Raw genomic sequence first — 1177 nt, 5'->3', positions numbered from 1 at the left:
CTCACTCGATGATCTTGGCGACGACGCCGGCGCCGACGGTGCGGCCGCCTTCGCGGATGGCGAAGCGCAGGCCGTCCTCCATGGCGATCGGCGCGATCAGCTCGACCGAGAACGACACGTTGTCGCCCGGCATCACCATCTCGGTGCCCTCGGCCAGCGTCACCGTGCCCGTCACGTCCGTCGTGCGGAAGTAGAATTGCGGCCGGTAGTTCGCGAAGAACGGCGTGTGACGGCCGCCCTCTTCCTTGGTCAGGATGTAGGCCTCGGCCTCGAACTTCGTGTGCGGCGTCACCGATTTCGGCTTGCACAGGACCTGGCCGCGCTCGACGTCGTCGCGCCCGATGCCCCGCAGCAGCGCGCCGATGTTGTCGCCCGCCTCGCCGCGGTCCAGCAGCTTGCGGAACATCTCCACGCCCGTGCAGGTCGTCTTGCGCGTGTCCTTCAGGCCCACGATCTCGATCTCGTCGCCCACGTTGATCACGCCGCGCTCGACCCGGCCGGTGACAACCGTGCCGCGCCCCGAGATCGAGAACACGTCCTCGATCGGCATCAGGAACGGCTGGTCCACCGCGCGCTCGGGCGTCGGGATGTAGTCGTCGACCGCCGCCATCAGCTCCTTGATCTTCTCCTCGCCGATCTCGGGGTCGCGCCCCTCCATCGCCGCCAGCGCGGAGCCCGCCACGATCGGGATGTCGTCGCCCGGGAAATCGTATTCCGACAGAAGCTCGCGCACCTCCATCTCGACCAGTTCCAGAAGCTCGGGGTCGTCGACCTGGTCCACCTTGTTGAGGAACACCACGATACCCGGAACGCCCACCTGCCGCGCCAGCAGAAGGTGCTCGCGCGTCTGCGGCATCGGGCCGTCCGCCGCGTTCACCACGAGGATCGCGCCGTCCATCTGCGCCGCGCCCGTGATCATGTTCTTGACGTAGTCCGCGTGGCCGGGGCAATCCACGTGCGCGTAGTGCCGGTTCTCCGTCTCGTACTCGACATGCGCCGTCGAGATCGTGATCCCCCGCGCCTTCTCCTCGGGCGCCGAGTCAATCTTCTCGAACGCCTGGAAATCGCCGAAATACTTCGTGATCGCTGCCGTCAGCGTCGTCTTGCCGTGGTCAACGTGACCAACCGTGCCAATGTTCACGTGCGGTTTCGAACGGTCGAACTTTTCCTTTGCCAT

General features: G+C 66.2%; 1 protein-coding gene. It reads right to left on the bottom strand.

The window, feature by feature from the left end; genetic code table 11:
• Position 1: 1 nt before the first annotated feature.
• Positions 2-1177, bottom strand: a 1176-nt coding sequence (tuf, locus tag ACH107_RS32955; protein WP_412509802.1) for an elongation factor Tu, incomplete at its 5' end; no start/stop codon positions are given.

It is taken from the genome of Roseovarius halophilus (ex Wu et al. 2025), assembly GCF_047086965.1.
The sequence above is the reverse complement of the archived record's forward strand: the minus strand, read 5'-3'. Positions and strand labels throughout refer to the sequence as shown.